Source organism: Actinacidiphila glaucinigra, from assembly GCF_035918135.1.
Lineage (GTDB): Bacteria > Actinomycetota > Actinomycetes > Streptomycetales > Streptomycetaceae > Actinacidiphila > Actinacidiphila glaucinigra.
This window is the reverse complement of the sequence record NZ_CP109144.1, coordinates 3,184,452-3,199,341: the sequence shown is the minus strand read 5'-3', so window position 1 is coordinate 3,199,341 and position 14,890 is coordinate 3,184,452. Positions and strand designations below refer to the sequence as shown.

12 protein-coding genes are annotated in these 14,890 nt (G+C 70.9%); 4 read left to right on the top strand and 8 right to left on the bottom strand.

All coding sequences use genetic code 11. The features are described 5' to 3' along the window. The first annotated feature begins 62 nt into the window (after positions 1 to 62). From OIE69_RS13950 to OIE69_RS13935, 4 genes are all read left to right on the top strand, one after another. Positions 63 to 1,154 (top strand): HpcH/HpaI aldolase/citrate lyase family protein, encoded by a 1,092-nt coding sequence (locus OIE69_RS13950; RefSeq protein ID WP_326572278.1) that lies wholly within the window; start codon positions 63 to 65, stop codon positions 1,152 to 1,154. Continuing rightward, positions 1,151 to 2,023 carry an HpcH/HpaI aldolase/citrate lyase family protein gene (locus tag OIE69_RS13945; RefSeq protein WP_326572277.1) on the top strand — a complete coding sequence of 291 codons (873 nt, stop codon included), beginning with the start codon at positions 1,151 to 1,153 and terminating at the stop codon, positions 2,021 to 2,023. Before OIE69_RS13950 ends, OIE69_RS13945 begins: the two co-directional genes overlap by 4 nt. 167 nt (positions 2,024 to 2,190) lie before the next feature. Next, positions 2,191 to 3,813, top strand: a complete 1,623-nt coding sequence (locus OIE69_RS13940) for an acyl-CoA carboxylase subunit beta (protein WP_089225228.1) — start codon at positions 2,191 to 2,193, stop codon at positions 3,811 to 3,813. A 16-nt stretch (positions 3,814 to 3,829) separates the two neighbouring features. Continuing rightward, the gene (locus OIE69_RS13935; protein ID WP_089224994.1) at positions 3,830 to 4,048 is read left to right on the top strand and encodes an acyl-CoA carboxylase epsilon subunit; all 219 of its coding nucleotides are present in this window, start codon (positions 3,830 to 3,832) and stop codon (positions 4,046 to 4,048) included. Positions 4,049 to 4,242: 194 nt separating this feature from the next. Here the strand turns inward: OIE69_RS13935 and OIE69_RS13930 are convergent, their stop codons facing one another. The 8 genes from OIE69_RS13930 to OIE69_RS13895 all read right to left on the bottom strand — a co-directional run bounded on the left by OIE69_RS13930 (position 4,243) and on the right by OIE69_RS13895 (position 14,447). Then, positions 4,243 to 4,821, bottom strand: a complete 579-nt coding sequence (locus tag OIE69_RS13930) for a GTP-binding protein (RefSeq protein ID WP_078620108.1) — start codon at positions 4,819 to 4,821, stop codon at positions 4,243 to 4,245. Then, complete coding sequence (locus tag OIE69_RS13925; protein ID WP_326572276.1) at positions 4,802 to 5,368, bottom strand: DUF742 domain-containing protein; 567 nt, start codon at positions 5,366 to 5,368, stop codon at positions 4,802 to 4,804. Before OIE69_RS13925 ends, OIE69_RS13930 begins: the two co-directional genes overlap by 20 nt. Before the next feature lie 71 nt (positions 5,369 to 5,439). Further along, a complete protein-coding gene (locus tag OIE69_RS13920) occupies positions 5,440 to 5,853 on the bottom strand; it encodes a roadblock/LC7 domain-containing protein (RefSeq protein ID WP_018562059.1) in 414 nt (137 codons plus the stop codon). A 9-nt stretch (positions 5,854 to 5,862) separates the two neighbouring features. After that, the gene (locus OIE69_RS13915; protein ID WP_326572275.1) at positions 5,863 to 8,967 is read right to left on the bottom strand and encodes a sensor histidine kinase; all 3,105 of its coding nucleotides are present in this window, start codon (positions 8,965 to 8,967) and stop codon (positions 5,863 to 5,865) included. Positions 8,968 to 9,429: 462 nt separating this feature from the next. After that, on the bottom strand, positions 9,430 to 10,038 hold the full coding sequence (locus tag OIE69_RS13910) for a GTP-binding protein (protein ID WP_078620110.1): 609 nt from the start codon (positions 10,036 to 10,038) through the stop codon (positions 9,430 to 9,432). Next, positions 10,019 to 10,426 carry a DUF742 domain-containing protein gene (locus tag OIE69_RS13905; RefSeq protein WP_018562062.1) on the bottom strand — a complete coding sequence of 136 codons (408 nt, stop codon included), beginning with the start codon at positions 10,424 to 10,426 and terminating at the stop codon, positions 10,019 to 10,021. The genes OIE69_RS13910 and OIE69_RS13905 overlap by 20 nt, the downstream gene beginning before the upstream one ends. 76 nt (positions 10,427 to 10,502) lie before the next feature. Then, on the bottom strand, positions 10,503 to 10,916 hold the full coding sequence (locus OIE69_RS13900; RefSeq protein WP_018562063.1) for a roadblock/LC7 domain-containing protein: 414 nt from the start codon (positions 10,914 to 10,916) through the stop codon (positions 10,503 to 10,505). Between the two features lie 9 nt (positions 10,917 to 10,925). Beyond that, positions 10,926 to 14,447 (bottom strand): sensor histidine kinase, encoded by a 3,522-nt coding sequence (locus OIE69_RS13895; RefSeq protein WP_392567501.1) that lies wholly within the window; start codon positions 14,445 to 14,447, stop codon positions 10,926 to 10,928. Positions 14,448 to 14,890 lie beyond the last annotated feature (443 nt).

Below are 14,890 nucleotides of genomic sequence, written 5' to 3'. Positions count from 1 at the left end.
GGACCCCGCGGATCATAGGGTGAGCGCCGTACGCTCCCCACCCTCGAACCCTGGGAGACCGCATGCGTTCCGCGAAGGACTTCTTCCGACCGCTGGCCGTGGGGGCCCCGGCCCCCGTACGGGAAGTGCCGTTCCGGCCGTCGCGGATGATCCACTTCTTCGATCCGAGCAACGAGAAGATGGCGGCGAAGGTCCCCACCATCGCCCCCAAGGTGGACGTCCTGCTGGGCAACCTGGAGGACGCCGTCTCGGCCGACCGCAAGGAGGCCGCCCGTGCGGGGCTGGTCGCCACGGCCAAGGCCAACGACTTCGGCGGCACCCAGCTGTGGACCCGGATCAACAGCCTCGACTCGCCGTGGGCGCTGGACGACCTGCTGACCCTGGTCACCGAGATCGGCCACAAGCTCGACGTCGTGATGGTGCCCAAGGTCGAGGGCGCCGAGGACATCCACTACGTCGACCGGCTGCTGGCCCAGCTGGAGGCCAAGGCGGGCATCGGGCGGCCGATCCTCGTCCACGCGATCCTGGAGACCGCGACGGGCGTCGCGAACGTCGAGGAGATCGCCGGGGCGAGCCCCCGGATGCAGGGCATCTCCCTCGGCCCCGCCGACCTCGCGGCGAGCCGCCGCATGAAGACCACCCGTGTCGGCGGGGGACACCCGGGGTACCTCGTGCGGGAGGACCCGAAAGGCCCCCTGGGCGCGGAAGGGGACATGGAGCTGCCGCGGCTGACCTTCCAGCAGGACCTGTGGCACTACACGATCGCGCGCATGGTCGACGCCTGTGCCGCGCACGGGATCCTGCCGTACTACGGTCCCTTCGGCGACATCAAGGACACCACCGCCTGCGAGGACCAGTTCCGCAACGCCTTCCTGCTCGGCTGCGTCGGCGCGTGGAGCCTGCACCCGGTGCAGATCGACATCGCCAGGCGGGTCTTCTCCCCGGCGCCCGCCGACGTGGCCTGGGCGCGCAGGGTCATCGACGCCATGGGCGACGGCACCGGCGCCGTGATGATCGACGGCAAGATGCAGGACGACGCCACGGTCAAGCAGTGCCACGTCGTCGTCGAGCTCGCGGAGGCGCTGGCCGCCCGCGATCCGGAACTGGCCGAGACGTACGAGGCCGTGTACAAGGAGCAGGAGCAGAACCGATGACCGACGCGATCCTGCGGCCGCGCCGCTCCGTCCTCTACATGCCCGGCGCGAACGAGCGCGCCCTGGAGAAGGCGAAGACCCTCCCCACCGACGCGCTCATCCTCGACCTGGAGGACTCCGTCGCGCCCGACGCCAAGCCCGAGGCCCGCAAGCGGGTCGCCGCGGCCGCCGCCTCCGGCGAGTACGGGTACCGGGAGGTCGCCGTCCGGGTGAACTCGCCCGGCACGCCCTGGCACGAGGACGACCTGCGGGCCGCCGCCGAGGCGGGCCCGGACGCCGTGGTCGTCCCCAAGGTCGACTCGGCCGCGACGGTGCACGCCGTCGAGCGCGCCCTGGAGGCCGCCGGCGCCCCGGATCACACGGCCATCTGGGCGATGGTGGAGACCCCGCGTGCGATGCTGGACGCCCGTGCCGTCGCGGCGGCCTCCGAGCGGCTGCGCGTCCTGGTCATGGGCACCAACGACCTCGCCAAGGAGCTGCACGCCGAGCACGTCCCCGGCCGTGCCCCGCTGCTCACCGGGCTGTCGCTGGCCCTGCTGGGCGCCCGCGAGGCCGGCAAGGTGATCCTGGACGGTGTCTACAACGACGTCACCGACGAGAGCGGCTTCGAGGCGGAGTGCGTCCAGGGCCGGCGGTTCGGATTCGACGGCAAGACCCTGATCCACCCCCGGCAGGTGGAGGTGTGCAACCGGGTGTTCGCCCCCTCGCCGGAGGAAGCCGACAAGGCGCGGCGCATCATCGAGGCCTTCGAAGAGGCCGTGGCCGAGGGCCGGGGGGTGGTCACGGTGGACGGCCGGATGATCGAGAACCTCCATGTGGATGACGCCCGGCGTGTCCTTGCGCTGGCCGAGGCGGTGTCCGGAAGGTAGCGCTCCCGTTGAGTCCGGGTGGACAACCGCTACAAAGAAAAGGTCCCGCACGTGCCGTGCGGGGCCTTTCTTGTGTTGGTTCTGTCCAGATGCTCCATGAAGCGGGTCCGGACACTGTACGAAGTCGACGCCGATTTTGACGGCCCTCCGCTCGTATGGTCGATGGCATGAGCGTTTTGGACGAGGTGCCGACCCAGCCCGCCGAGGCCGAAGGGGCCGAAGAGGCCGCGCAGCCGGCGAATGACGCGCGCGGGCGCGTCGCGGAACTGCACGCCATCCGCGAGCAGGTCCGGCTCGGCCCCAGCGAGAAGGCCACCCAGGCCCAGAAGGCCAAGGGCAAGCTGACCGCGCGCGAGCGCATCGAGCTGCTGCTCGACGAGGGCTCCTTCAACGAGGTGGAGCCGCTGCGCCGGCACCGCGCCAGCGGATTCGGCCTGGAGTCGAAGAAGCCCTACACCGACGGTGTCATCACCGGCTGGGGCACCGTCCACGGACGGACCGTCTTCGTGTACGCCCATGACTTCCGGATCTTCGGCGGCGCGCTGGGCGAGGCCCACGCCAGCAAGATCCACAAGATCATGGACATGGCCATCGCGGCCGGCGCCCCGCTGGTCTCGCTCAACGACGGTGCCGGCGCCCGCATCCAGGAGGGCGTCTCGGCGCTCGCCGGCTACGGCGGCATCTTCCAGCGCAACACCCGCGCCTCCGGTGTGATCCCGCAGATCTCCGTGATGCTCGGCCCCTGCGCCGGCGGCGCCGCGTACTCCCCGGCCCTGACCGACTTCGTGTTCATGGTCCGGGAGACCTCCCAGATGTTCATCACCGGCCCGGACGTCGTCCAGGCCGTCACCGGCGAGAAGATCTCCCAGAACGGGCTCGGCGGCGCCGACGTCCACTCCGAGGTCTCCGGTGTCTCGCACTTCGCGTACGACGACGAGCAGACCTGCCTGGAGGAGGTCCGCTACCTGCTGTCGATGCTGCCGCAGAACAACCGCGAGAACCCCCCGTCGGCCCCCGCCGCGGACCCGGCCGACCGGCGCTCCGACGTCCTGCTGGACATCGTCCCGGCCGACGGCAACCGCTCGTACGACATGCACCAGGTGATCGAGGAGCTCGTCGACGACGGCGAGTACCTGGAGATCCACGAGCGCTGGGCGACCAACATCATCGTGGCCCTGGCCCGCCTCGACGGCCAGGTCGTCGGCATCATCGCCAACCAGCCCGCCTCCCTCGCCGGCGTCCTCGACATCGAGGCCAGCGAGAAGGCCGCGCGCTTCGTGCAGATGTGCGACGCCTTCAACATCCCGCTCATCACCCTTCTGGACGTCCCCGGCTTCCTGCCGGGCGTCGACCAGGAGCACGGTGGCATCATCCGGCACGGCGCCAAGCTGCTGTACGCGTACTGCAACGCGACCGTGCCGCGGATCTCGCTGATCCTGCGGAAGGCGTACGGAGGTGCCTACATCGTCATGGACAGCCAGTCGATCGGCGCCGACCTGACCTACGCCTGGCCGACCAACGAGATCGCCGTCATGGGCGCCGAAGGCGCCGCCAACGTGATCTTCCGCCGCCAGATCGCCGAGGCCGACGACCCCGACGCCATGCGTGCCCGCATGGTGAAGGAGTACAAGTCCGAGCTGATGCACCCCTACTACGCCGCCGAGCGCGGCCTGGTGGACGACGTCATCGACCCCGCCGAGACGCGCGAGGTCCTCATCCGCTCGCTCGCGATGCTGCGCACCAAGCACGCCGACCTGCCGTCCCGCAAGCATGGCAACCCGCCCCAGTAAGGGAGAGACGAACCCCGTGAGCACCCCTGCCGACAGCACCTCCGCCGCGCTCGTGCGCGTGGAGCGCGGCCACGCCAGCGACGAGGAGCTGGCCGCCCTCACCGCGGTCCTGCTCGCCCGCGCCGCGGCCCAGGGCCAGGACGCGACCGACTACGTCAAGCCCCGCTCCACGGCCGGCTGGCGCCGCCTGGAGCGGCAGTCCGGCTTCAGCGCGCCGCACAGCTGGCGCAGCTGACCCCTCCGGCCCCGCACGGCGGCGCGGCACCCCTCCCGGGTGCCGCGCCGCCGTCGTCGTCGTACGGGGGGCACCACGACGCGTCCCGGGCGGCCCGGAGCGCGAGCGCGGCGCCGCCGGCGGCTCCCAGGCAACGCGAAGGCCCCGCACATCTCGTGCGGGGCCTTTCGCGTCGTGCTCGGGAGCGGGAACCGCTACCGCAGCCGCGCCATCAGGGCGTGCTCGACGAGCGTGATGAGCGCGCTCTTCGCCTCGGCCCGGTGCCGGGCGTCCGTGATGATGATGGGCGCCTCGGGACCGATCTGGAGGGCCTCGCGGACCTCCTCCGGGGCGTACGGCTGGTGCCCGTCGAAGCCGTTGAGGGCGATGACGAACGGCAGGCCGCTGTTCTCGAAGTAGTCGACCGCCGGGAAGCAGTCGGCCAGCCGGCGGGTGTCGACCAGGACGACCGCGCCGATGGCGCCGCGCACCAGGTCGTCCCACATGAACCAGAAGCGGTCCTGGCCCGGCGTACCGAACAGGTAGAGGATCAGGTCCTCGTCCAGGGTGATACGGCCGAAGTCCATCGCCACCGTCGTGGTGGTCTTGTCCGGCGCGTGCGTCAGATCGTCGATCCCCGCGGAGGCGGAGGTCATCACGGCTTCGGTACGCAGCGGGTTGATCTCCGATACGGCACCGACGAACGTGGTCTTGCCCACGCCGAAGCCGCCCGCCACCACGATCTTCGCCGAGGTGGTTGAGCGAGCTGGACCGCTAGAGCTTGCGAAGTCCACTGAGCACCCTTTCGAGCAGTGTCACGTCTGGCTGTCCGCCCGAGGCATCGTCGCCACCGGGCTGGTGAATGGCGACAAGCCCGGCCTCCGCCAGGTCGGCGACGAGGATTCGGGCGACGCCGAGGGGGATGGAGAGGAGCGCGGAGATCTCCGCGACCGACTTGATCTCCCGGCAGAGGATGCAGATCCGCTGGTGCTCCGGCAACTGGCCCCGCAGCTGAGCCGGGTCGGCGGTCGTGCTGACCAGGGCCTCGATGGCGAGCTGGTAGCGCGGCCGGGTGCGGCCACCGGTCATGGCGTAGGGGCGTACCAGACCGGACGGCGTCCTGGCGCGCCCGGTCTGCGCTGTCCGAGGCGGTGGCGCCTGCGGGGGTTCGTACGGCTGGATCCTCGGCTGCCGGTGCGGCGGCATGGGGCCGGGACCGGTGTTCCCCCCACCGTGGGAGGGGGGTGGCTCCTGGCTTGGTGCCGAGGGGAAGTTGAACCGCTTCAGGGGCGGCTGCTGTTGGTGATTGCCGTACTGATCTCCGCCTGGGGGCGTTGCCACGGTTCCTCCTCCAGCTGGGTAGCGCGTCTGAAAACCCTACGGGTCCCCAGACGCGCCCGCATGCCTGTCCGTTAGTTGAGCAGGCTGCCCTGCAATTCCGCACGCAGATCGGGGGTGAGCACATTGCCCGCCCGGTCGACCAGCAGGGCCATCTCGTAGCCCACGAGGCCGATGTCGCACTCCGGGTGCGCCAGCACGGCCAGCGAGGAACCGTCCGAGACGGACATGATGAAGAGGAAGCCGCGCTCCATCTCCACGACGGTCTGGTTCACGTGGCCGCCCTCGAAGATGCGCGAGGCACCCGCGGTCAGCGAGGTCAGACCGGAGGCCACCGCGGCCAGCTGGTCCGCACGGTCCCGGGGGAATCCTTCGGACATCGCCAGCAGCAGGCCGTCGGCAGAGACCACAACCGTATGGGAGACCCCTGGGGTCTGGTCCACGAAACTGGTGATCAACCAGTTCAGGTTCTGTGCCGCCTGGCTCATCGGACTCAACTAACGCTCCTGGTGCTTGGGGCCGAAGCCCTGGCCGTTCGTGTCAGTTCCCGCAGTGCGTCCCTGCTGGACACCACGCCGGAGATTGCTCAGCCGGCCGCGGACGTCCTCGGGTGCACGGGAGACCATCGGTCCACCCTGCGGAGTCTGCTGGGCGGTGCCCGGGACCAGGTTGGCCTTGGGGACCCGCCGGGGCAGGCCGGAGGGGGTGACCCCGCCCGCCTTGGGCTTACGGGCCTGTTCGGCCCGCTGCCAGTTCTCGTCGTTCGTGGAGCGCCAGTCGGGGGACGACTCCCCGTCCTGCGCCGGTGCGGAGGGCGCCGGCTGCGCGGGGAAGGCGTCAGCCGACTGGGGTTCCGGCTGCGCCGGGGCCGCCGGGCCGGACTGCTGCCATCCGCGGTCGCGGCGCGGCAGGCCCGCGTCGGTCACCGAGGACTGCAGCGGGCCGGTGGTCGGACCCGATCGGTCGAAGCCTACGCGCTCAGGGGCCCCGAAGGGGGCGGCTGTGGCGGAATCGGTCGCGGCCTGGGCGGGGAAGCCCTGCTGCCGGCCCGCCTGCGGCAGTTCGCCGCCGGGCGTCGCCGTCCACTGCTCCTGGGCGTAGCCGTTCTGCTGCTGCCAGTCGTCCTGGGCGTAGCCGTTCTGCGGAGCGGCGTACCCCTGCTCCGCGTAGGCGCCCTCGGTGTACGCCGGCTCCTGGAACCCGGGTTGCGCGTCGTAGCCGTGCTGCTCCGGGAACGGCTGGGCCTGCGGCTCCTGGTAGCCCTGCTCGGCGTAGCCGTTGGCCGGGAAGCCGTTGTCCTGGAAGGGGCTCTCCTGGAAGGCCGCCTCGGGGCCGGCCTCCTGGTAGCCGTCCTGGAAGGAGCCCTGCTCCTGCGCCTCCCCCTCGAAGGGCGGGCGCTCCACGGTGCGGTCGCCGGCCGCGGCCTCGAGCTGGGCGCGGCGCTGGTCGCGCATGAGCGAGCGGCCGACGGGGTCGAGCGAGCGGGCGTCGTTCGGGGCCTCGGCGCGCTCGTAGCGCGAGTCGTCGAAGCCGAGTTCGGCGGCGGTCGGCCCGTAGGCGTCGAACTGCGGGGTCTCGAGCTCCGGCACGATCCGGGAGACGGTGAAGTCGTCCTCCAGCGGCACCTCCTCGCCGCCGCCACCGTGGGTGATCGGCTCGGGGAGCATGACCAGCGAGGTGGTGCCCGCCTGCTCGCCGGACGGGCGGAGCTGGACGCGGATGCCGTGCCGGTCGGCCAGGCGGCCGACCACGAACAGGCCCATGCGCTTGGAGATCGACGCGTCGACGATCGGCGGGTCGGCCAGCTTGTGGTTGATGTCCGCGAAGTCCTCGGCCGTGAGGCCGATGCCCTTGTCGTGGATCTCGACCATGACCCGGCCGTCGGGCAGCCGGGTCGCGGTGACGCGCACCTTGGTCTGCGGCGAGGAGAACGTGGTGGCGTTCTCCAGCAACTCGGCCAGCAGGTGCACGAGGTCGGTCACGGCGGTGCCGTGGATCTCGGTCTCCGGGATGCCGACCAGCTCGATTCGGGCGTAGGCCTCCACCTCGGAGGCCGCGGCGCGGAGCACGTCGACCAGCGGGACCGGCTGGTTCCAGCGGCGGCCGGGCTCCTCGCCGGCGAGGACCAGGAGGTTCTCGCCGTTGCGGCGCATACGGGTGGCCAGGTGGTCCAGCTTGAAGAGGTTCTCCAGCTGGTCCGGCTCCGCCTCGTTGTTCTCCAGGTCCGTGATCAGCGTCAGCTGGCGCTGGATGAGGCCCTGGTTGCGGCGGGAGAGGTTGGTGAAGATCGCGTTGACGTTGCCGCGGAGCAGGGCCTGCTCGGCGGCGAGCCGTACCGCCTCGCGGTGGATCTGGTCGAAGGCGCGGGCGACCTCGCCGATCTCGTCGTTGGAGGTGATCGGGATCGCCTGGACGCGGGTGTCGACCTTGCCCGGGTCGGTGCGGGAGAGCTGGTCGACCAGGCTCGGCAGGCGCTTCTCGGCGACCTCGAAGGCCGAGGTGCGCAGGCGGCGCATGCTGTTGCTCATGGAGCGGGCGACCATCGCGGCCACGATGAAGGCGATGATCAGCGCGATCAGCACGACGGCGGAGTTGACGATGGCGTCGATGCGGGCGCTGTCGGCGATGTCGCTCGAGTCGCTGTACGCCTGGTTGGCCAGGTGCTGCTCGACGTTCTTGTAGGCGTCGAAGGCGAGGGTGGTCGCGCCGAACCAGCTCTCCGCGGTCACGCCCTGGCCCTTGAGCTGCTCAGGATCCTGACCGGAGGCGATCAGCTTGATCATGTTCTCCAGGCTCGGGGGCGCCTTGAAGGGCTGTCCGGCCTGCTGGGCCGCCTCGGCGGCCTGGGCGACCTGCTCCTTGCCCTTCTCCAGGGCCGCGGCCTGCTCGTTCTGCAGCCGCTGGTAGTCCGCGTCGGTGCCACCGCCCCGGTACTCCTCGAGGGCGACCTGCTGGAGGTAGGCGTACGAGGTGAACGCGGTGAGCTGGAGCCGCAGCTCGCCGTCGGCGAGCTTGCTGCGGTCCTCGACGAGGAGGTGGGTGCCTATGGAGCGGGTCAGCGACTCGGCGGCCTTCGACAGTTCGAGCGCGTAGAGGGTGCGGCCGTAGGAGGCGACGCTGTTGGTGCCGAAGCCGAGCTCGTTCGCCAGTTCCATCAGCGGGTGCTGGACCTCGACGTACTTCTCCTCGGTCTGCACGCCCGGGAGCTGCCGGGTGAAGGCCGTGTCGCGCAGCTTCGCCAGGACCTTCTCGCCCTCGCGGATGTTCGCCACGCGGCGCTGCAGCCGGTCGTTCACGGGCAGTTGGGTGACGGCCGCGTCGAACTTCGCGGCGGCCTGGTCGGTGGCCGCGCGGGTCGCTACGACGGTCTTGTTGTCGGCGTCGCCGGCCAGCAGGGGAACGACGCTGAGATCGCGTTCGTTGAGGATGGCGTTGGCGTAGTCCACGGCCGCACGTACGGCGCTGGCGGTCCGCACCGCGTCGTCCGCGTCCTGCCAGGTCTTCACCGAACTCTGCACCCGGAAGCCGCCGAAGACCAGGGCGACCAGCACCGGGATGAGGAGGATGACGTTCAGACGGGTGGCCACCCGCCAGTTGCGCATGGCGAAGCGGCTTCCCGCGCTCGCCGCCGGCTCGGGGGCAGGTGCGGCCTCGGGGGCGGTGTCCTGTGCCGTGCCGTATCGCGCAGGCGGGGTGAAATTGCCACGCGGGTGGTCCGCGGGACCCGGCTCTGCTCGCCTCGTGTTCCTCACTCGACCAACAACCTCTCGGCGACGGCGCGGGCGGCGCCGTTCCTACTCTCGGGTTTCGATGAATTCCAGCACGTCATGGGGGTGCTCCACAAACCTCCGGCGAGGACTGCGAAGCCATGATCACGCGCCGGTCAAAGGGGGCATAAGCATAAAGCGGTGGCAATTCACTGGGTGGATGTATGCGCAGTGAAGCCGACTGGGCGCGGGCGGTGTTCGGGTTGTTCCGATTCGCGGTCGAAACGTTATGAACAGAAGGACCGGCCATGTCCAAAGACACAGCCGGTCCTTTCGTGAAGTGGCAAGCTGGAACGCTTACTTGAGACGGGCGAGCAGCGCGTGTTCGACGAGCGTGATGAGCGCGCTCTTCGCCTCGGCGCGGTGCCGGGCGTCCGTGATGATGATGGGGGCGTCCGGGCCGATCTGCAGTGCTTCCCGGACTTCGTCGGGCGTGTACGGCTGGTGCCCGTCGAAGCCGTTGAGGGCGATGACGAACGGCAGGCCGCTGTTCTCGAAGTAGTCGACGGCAGGGAAGCAGTCGGCCAGTCGGCGGGTGTCGACCAGGACGACCGCGCCGATGGCGCCGCGGACCAGGTCGTCCCACATGAACCAGAAGCGGTCCTGGCCCGGCGTACCGAACAGGTACAGGATCAGGTCGTCGTCGAGCGTGATACGACCGAAGTCCATGGCCACGGTCGTCGTGGTCTTGTCGGCCACGTGTGTCAGATCGTCCACGCCCGCGGACGCCGAGGTCATCACGGCCTCCGTGCGGAGCGGGTTGATCTCCGAGACCGCTCCGACGAACGTGGTCTTGCCCACGCCGAAGCCACCCGCCACCACGATCTTCGCCGAGGTGGTGGACCGGGCCGCGGGCGGCGCACCGTACGCCGCCTGCTGCCCCGGCCTAGAGCTTGCGAAGTCCACTGAGCACCCTTTCGAGCAGTGTCACATCAGGCTGTCCGCCGGCCTCGCCGCTGCTCGGCTGGTGGATGGCGACCATACCGGCCTCAGCCAGGTCGGCCACCAGAATCCGGGCCACCCCCAGCGGGATCCCCAGCAGTGCGGAGATCTCGGCGACCGACTTGATCTCCATGCACAGGTGGCAGATGCGCTGGTGTTCGGGGAGTAGCCCCTGGAAGGCACTCGCGTCCGCGCTGGTGCTGACCAGCGCCTCGATGGCGAGCTGGTAGCGGGGCCGGGTGCGACCACCGGTCATGGCGTACGGCCGCACCAGCGGCTGGTCGCCTTCATCCCCGTACGGCGCATGGTGGGGCGCGCCGTACGGGCCGGGCGAGGCGGGCGGCGGGGTCATGAATGGTCCTCCGGGTAAGAGCGGACGCGTGTCGCGAGTAGTCATGGGGCGTGCATTCGGCCGGGCTCCGGAGAGCTCAGCCCATCAGGCTGCCTTGGAGTTCTGCGCGCAGGTCGGGGGTGAGAACGGCGCCCGCTCGGTCGACGAGCAGGGCCATCTCGTAGCCCACGAGGCCGATGTCGCACTCGGGGTGCGCCAGTACGGCGAGTGAGGACCCGTCCGAGACCGACATCAGGAGGAGGAAGCCGCGCTCCATCTCCACGACGGTCTGGTTGACGCTGCCGCCCTCGAAGATGCGGGACGCGCCCGCGGTCAGCGAGGTGAGGCCGGAGGCCACCGCGGCCAGCTGGTCGGCGCGGTCCCGGGGGAAGCCCTCGGACATGGCCAGCAGCAGGCCGTCGGCGGATACGACCACGGTGTGGGACACCCCGGGGGTGTTGTCCACGAAGTTGGTGATCAACCAGTTCAGATTCTGTGCCGCCTGGCTCATCTGACTCAACTAACGCTCCTGCTGGTGAGTGGTGCCAAAGCCGCGGCCGTCGGTCGTTCCCGTACCGGCCTGGCGGCCCTGCTGGATACCGCGACGGAGGTTGGTCAGGCGTCCGCGCACGTCGTCGGGCGCCCGCGAGATCTGCGGACCGCCCTGTGGGGCTTGCTGGGGAGCACCGGCTCCCGGGACGAGGTTGGCCTTGGGGACGCGCCGCGGCAGACCGGACGGGGTGACCCCGCCGGCGGACGGCTGGCGTACCTGGCCGGCGCGCTCCCACACCTCGTCGTTCGGCGAGGACCGCCACGCCGCCGATTCGCGCCGCGGGGGCTGCGGCGGCTGCGCGGGCTGTGCCGGGTGCGCGGGCGGCGCCGGGTACTCGGCGCGGGCCCGCTGCGGCTGCGGCTGCTGCTGGTGGTGCTGCTGCGGCGCGGGCTGCTGCGGGCGCTGCGGCGGCAGGGTGGGCGCGCCCGCGCTCTGGCCGTTGCCGTTCTGCTGCGCTGCGACCGGGCCACTCTCGACGTGCACCTGCTGCATGCGCTCCGCACGACCGGTGCGGAACCAGTCCGACTCGAGGGAGTCGAAGATCGGGCTGGACTCGTCCCCGCGGATCGGGGCCGGGGGCAGCGCCATCGGCTCGCTGACGGCCGGCAGCGGCTGCCGGTCGGCCTGCGGGGCCGCGGGACGCTGCTGGTGGCCGCCACCGGGGCCCTGGGCGTAGCTCGCGGAGTGCCGCGGGCCCTGCGGGGCCGCCGGAGCGGGCGGCGGGGTCTCGGGCGCCTGCGGGTACTGAGGCGCCTGCGGGTACTGAGGTGCCTGCGGCGCCGCGGGGCGCTGGAAGACGTCGCTGCGGGTGAACTGGCCCTGCTGCTGGGGGGCCTGGCCACCGTGCTGCGGGACCTGGCCACCGTGCTGCGGCATCTGCGGAGCCTGCGGCATCTGGGGGGCCTGCGGCATGTGCGGGGCCTGGGGGCCGCCGTAGGCCTGCGGCGCGTGCGGCATCGCGTTGAAGTCCGGGCGCTCGAACTGCGCCGTGGACTCCAGGTCCTCGTGACCGCGCGGCATGTCGGCCTCGGGGCCGTGGGCCGCGCCCATCGGCTGCGGGGCCGCCGGACGCTGCGGGGGAGCCGCGGGCCGCTGCTGTTGCTGCGGCTGCTGCGGCCGGCCCTGGCCACCGGGCACCTGCTCGTTGGCCCAGCTCGGGCCCGAGCGCTGCGGGCCGGGACCCGCCGGGGCGCCGGGGCCGGCCGGACGGCCGCCCTGCGGGCCCATACCGGGACCGGAGTTGAGGGCCGGACGCGACGCGGAACCGGACACCTGGCCGCGCTGGCCGCCTCGGTGCATGCCGGCCAGGCCCGTACCGCCGCCGCCCATGGCCGGGGCGGGTGCGCCCGGAGCCCCGGCGGGGGCACCGCCCGGCTGCTGGCCGCGGTTGCCCGCGCCGGGCTGCGGCTTCGCGCCGCCCTGGGTGACGTCCACCGGCAGCATGACGAGCGCGGTGGTGCCGCCCGAGTCGGACGGACGCAGCTGGATCCGGATGCCGTGTCGCAGGGACAGGCGGCCGACCACGAACAGACCCATGCGGCGGGAGACGGAGACGTCCACCGTCGGCGGGTTCGCGAGCCGCTCGTTGATGTCGGCGAGGTCCTCCGGGGAGAGGCCGATGCCGGTGTCGTGGATCTCGATCAGCACGCGGCCGTCGGGCAGCGCGTGACCGGTGACCCGCACCTTGGTCTGCGGGGAGGAGAACGAGGTCGCGTTCTCCAGCAGCTCTGCGAGCAGGTGGACGAGGTCGTTGACGACGCGGCCGGTGACCTCGACCGCCGGCACAGAGGTGAGTTCGATGCGCTCGTACTGCTCCACCTCGGAGGCGGCGGCGCGGAGGACGTCGACCAGCGGGACCGGGCGGGTCCAGCGGCGGCCGGGCTCCTCGCCCGCGAGGACGAGGAGGTTTTCGCCGTTCCGGCGCATACGGGTCGCGAGGTGGTCGAGCTTGAAGAGGCTGGACAGCTGGTCCGGGTCGGCCTCGCGGGACTCCAGTTCGGAGATCAGGCTCAGCTGACGCTGGATCAGGCCCTGGCTGCGGCGCGAGAGGTTGGTGAACATCGCGTTGACGTTCCCTCGCAGCAGCGCCTGCTCGGCGGCGAGACGGACCGCCTCGCGGTGGACCTCGTCGAACGCGCGGGCCACCTGGCCGATTTCGTCGCGGGTGTGGATGCCGATCGACTCGACCGAGGTGTCGACGTCCTGCGGGTCGGACTCGGAGAGCTGCTTGACCAGCTCGGGCAGTCGCTTCTGGGCGACTTCCTGGGCGGTGTCCTGCAGCCGGCGCAGCGAGCGGACCATCGACCGGGCGACGACGAAGGCGCCGACGACCGAGATGCCGAGCACGAGGAGGATCAGCGCACCGCTGAGGATCGCCTCTTGCTGGGCCTCGTCCCGCAGCGTCAGGGCCTTCTGCTGCATCTGCTGCAGCAGGGTCTGCTCGATCTGGCCCATGACCTGGAGCTTGGTCTTGGCGTCGTCGTCCCAGTCCAGGTACGAGGTGCCCTTGAAGTTCTGGATGCTGGACTCGGAGGCCGTGATGCGTTCGACCTGGTCGTCGACCTTGGTGACGATGTCGTTGCCACCGGTGAGGCCCTTGAGCAGGTCCGCGGAGTTCGCCCGGCCGTAGATCTGGCTGAACTGCTTCAGCTCCGTGTTCTCGGAGCGGTGGACGCCCGAGAGGTAACGGAAGTCGGCGGCGCTGAGCTTGCGGTCGTCGGCGAGCGCGGCACTGACCACGGCGCGCTGGATGGAGTCGTACTCCTTGGCTGCCGAGAACGCGGCCAGCGCGCGGGTGCTCGCGATCATGTCCGAGTTGCCGGTCGCCTCGGCCAGCTCCTGGGAGAGGTCGATCAGCGACTGGATGATGTCGTTGTAGTCGCTGACGGTCTGCGAGATGTAGCCGTGATCCTCGTACGCACGCTCGCGGATGGAGTTCAGTTCTTGAAGATTACGGCCGATCACGGACAGCGAGGCGTTGACACCGGTGAGGTCCGGCGAGACCTCGTTGGCGGCGGCGATGTACGCCGTGCGCGCCAGCTTGGTCTTCGCCTGGGAGGCCTTGATGTTGTCGTCGTTCACGTCCCTGGGCGTGCTGGACAGCGGCCCGGCCGAGGCGTCCCGCTCCTCCTGGAGCGCGGCGGCGAGCTTGGTCGCCTGCTCCGTGAGGTCGGTCAGCGAGGTCATGGCCTCCAGTTGCTGCACGTTCTCCAGCGAGCTCTGGATGCGCAGCGCACCCAGCGTGGTCGCGGCGACCACCGGCAGCGCGAGCAGCGACACCAGACGAGTGCTGATGCGCCAGTTGCGCATGGCTATTCGAGAGCCGTGCTTCGGGCCGGTGCGCACACCGATTCCCGGCGTGACGTCGCTATGCGCGCCCGCGGTTCCGGCGTCTGCGGTTTCATCCCGGCGGGCGGGACCGTGTTCGGTCCCACCGCGCTGCTCCGGGTCGCCCGCAGCGCCGCCATCCCTCTTGAAACGTCCCTGCACTAGCGTCGCAACCTCTGGACCAGGCGTCCCCCGCACGGGCGGCAGGACGGTGTCGAGTCTTCGGAGTACCGCCCCCCGGCGGATACCCATTGGCCGCCGCCGCTCGGCGATCGCACGCTCCCCCCTGCGCGCCGGCATCTGTTGATACGGCGGTCCGGGGAATTCCAGCACAGTGCCGGACGTCCAACAAGGGCCGACATGTTTCGAGTGGAATACGTGACTCAGCGCGTCCGGTGGATCACGCGGTGTCGGTGTCCTTTCGGATTTCTTCCGGCAATCCGGGCTTTCTCCAGGGGGGTTGGAGCCCCCCGTCCGGCGCCCGGCTGCTGCCAACCGGGGGTGAAGAGTCCGGATAGGCCGTGATGTCGGGTTGGGGGGCATCGGCCGGCCGACCGATTCGCCCCGCTTGTCCCCGCCTTCGTGAGCAAAATCACAGGCCGTCA

Bases quoted from the DNA above. Each gene is read 5' to 3' on its own strand.
- OIE69_RS13950 (WP_326572278.1), top strand. From the start codon at position 63: ATGCGTTCCGCGAAGGACTTCTTCCGACCGCTGGCCGTGGGGGCCCCG.
- OIE69_RS13945 (WP_326572277.1), top strand. From the start codon at position 1,151: ATGACCGACGCGATCCTGCGGCCGCGCCGCTCCGTCCTCTACATGCCC.
- OIE69_RS13940 (WP_089225228.1), top strand. From the start codon at position 2,191: ATGAGCGTTTTGGACGAGGTGCCGACCCAGCCCGCCGAGGCCGAAGGG.
- OIE69_RS13920 (WP_018562059.1), bottom strand. From the start codon at position 5,853: ATGAGCCAGGCGGCACAGAACCTGAACTGGTTGATCACCAGTTTCGTG.
- OIE69_RS13915 (WP_326572275.1), bottom strand. From the start codon at position 8,967: ATGCGCAACTGGCGGGTGGCCACCCGTCTGAACGTCATCCTCCTCATC.
- OIE69_RS13905 (WP_018562062.1), bottom strand. From the start codon at position 10,426: ATGACCCCGCCGCCCGCCTCGCCCGGCCCGTACGGCGCGCCCCACCAT.
- OIE69_RS13900 (WP_018562063.1), bottom strand. From the start codon at position 10,916: ATGAGCCAGGCGGCACAGAATCTGAACTGGTTGATCACCAACTTCGTG.